Raw genomic sequence first — 2,057 nt, 5'->3', positions numbered from 1 at the left:
CCGGCCCTGGCGAACCTCAACCTCCCGCAGATGCGCGATAATCTCCTCGGCCTTGTAAGTCTTGCGGCCCATTTCTGAACTCCTCAGTTGGAGCCAGGACCTAACTCAAAGACCGGGCCACTTTGCGGGGAGCAGTCCACTGCATCCCTACGCTCGCAACCAGAAAAAAGCCATGGCTGGGATCGCACTTTTAGTCGATCTGTCACATATTGGCGAATTCGCTTAGCTGTAGATGTGCGCAGATGATGAATTTCGCAGATATGAAACCGGTCGCCGAAGACGTCGCGGACGTTATGAAAACGCTTGCCAATTCCAACCGTCTTCTAGCGTTATGCGCGTTGATGGAGCGCGAACGCTCTGTCGGTGATCTCGCTGACAGCCTCAACATGCGTGACCAAGCGATGTCACAGCAACTCGCTATTCTGAGAAATAAAGGCCTCGTGAAAACGCGACGAGACGGCCAGACCATCTATTACACGCTAGCCAGTGAAAACATTCGTTCGTTGATGATGGCATTATACGCGACTTATTGCGCCCCTTCTTCGGAACGTTCGTGACGCTACTGTGCCGGCCCGACAGGCCACTGAGGCCGATTGTCCCCAAACGCACATGTTTGCAGATCTGAGACTCCTTGGAGGCCTACAAAGTTGAGGTTGGGGCCTCTTCTCGCTTCTTCGGAGCGCCCATTATGGCCCATAACACCTGCCCATCCCGATCGTGCGTCGACCAATGCTCGGCCCGGATGAGGAAACCACGGGCCCCCTGCACGGCTCCAAAAACTACCTCCAAATCCTGAGATGATGCTGAGAATCCTCGCCTGAACGCACCGGCTTTGCCAAGCTCGCGATAGGCGCCGATTAAATCGCCACTGAATACATCCTCTATCGAGTGCCCTTCGATCGCGCTTAGCGGGACACCCGCAGCTTCCGCAAATCCCAATGAAGCCACGCGAATTTGGCCAGCACTGCTGATGCCGAGCGCCACGGCCGCCGTTCGAGCAATAAAAGAGACGACATCGTGCCAAGGCTCCTGGGCTTCAGCTCGCTCTAGGACGCGAATAATCTTCGCCTGCATCGGCAAACTGGGTGCACTGTAAGCATTCTCCCACCGCGAGATCTGTGGCTGAGACACCCCAAGCTCCTCCGCCAGAGCGCTCTGCTTGTAGGACATTTGCACGCGGTATCTTTTCAATCGGTCCGCCCACACCGATTGTTTGATTTCATCAGGTTTTGAAACGAGCATTGTTGGAGGCCCTCTCAAGCAATTTTGAGAACCTCGATGGCCTCAAACCTGCTTTTGCACAGGGCGATTACGCAAGAAAGTCGCTCTCCCCTCGATCGAAGTCTGAGGCATGGCGCCAACTGAGCTTGCCGGATGTGGCAACTCGTGGGTTCGGCGAAAAATTGCTGAAAAAAATCGCCCGGACTGTACCGGGCGCTCAAAATTCCGGGGGATGTAGATGGACCGTCTGCCTAGCCAGCAGATTCTAGTTATCGATGGAACAGTCGGCCGAGCGGTACGATGAGCACCGCAATATACCAACCGTATCCATAGGCTCCAATAGCGCCAAAGAGCACACCTCGAGGCGTGAGCCACTCAAACCCGGGGAGGAGCGGGGCCCACGCCTCATGCATCCGAAACGTGTCAGGCACGAGGAGGCCAAACAGGATGCAAAGTGCATATGTGACGAGCAAAAAACTCGAAAGCGTTAGACCGAGAGGTACGATGCGGACCGTCGCAAGGGGGGGGGACTTGTCCATTTCGAATACCTCCCGGTCGTAACAAAGTGATTACGCATAGATTTGCGAGCGCCCTCAAAAAAATCTCTGCTCTGCTGAATCATTCTGCGCCCCACCTAACCGATACCCCTGAGGGGAGTCCGCAGTTTCGCCGTAATCACCTAAGGCAACGCTTGCTGGCCTGCCCCACCCAAGTGGCCCAGTTTTAAAGTTAGGGCCCGGCGGGTTATGTGCGGCGGTCATGCCGGCACGCCCTCAACGTAGGGCGGCAGACAAGTCGCTGGCAAGAGCGCTTCAGGAGCTGGTGGTCTGTAGCCC

The 2,057-nt window shown here is 55.9% G+C and carries 2 protein-coding genes; one reads left to right on the top strand and one right to left on the bottom strand.

What is annotated here, in order from left to right; genetic code table 11:
- Nucleotides 1-242: 242 nt before the first annotated feature.
- A complete protein-coding gene (locus AC13HB_RS03575) occupies nucleotides 243-557 on the top strand; it encodes an ArsR/SmtB family transcription factor (protein ID WP_482948352.1) in 315 nt (104 codons plus the stop codon).
- An 82-nt stretch (nucleotides 558-639) separates the two neighbouring features.
- Here AC13HB_RS03575 and AC13HB_RS03570 read toward each other — a convergent pair whose 3' ends face one another.
- Nucleotides 640-1,242 carry a helix-turn-helix transcriptional regulator gene (locus AC13HB_RS03570; RefSeq protein WP_482948351.1) on the bottom strand — a complete coding sequence of 201 codons (603 nt, stop codon included), beginning with the start codon at nucleotides 1,240-1,242 and terminating at the stop codon, nucleotides 640-642.
- Nucleotides 1,243-2,057: the final 815 nt, after the last annotated feature.

It is taken from the genome of Maricaulis sp. B-26 (assembly GCF_056857855.1).
The sequence above is the reverse complement of the archived record's forward strand: the minus strand, read 5'-3'. Positions and strand labels throughout refer to the sequence as shown.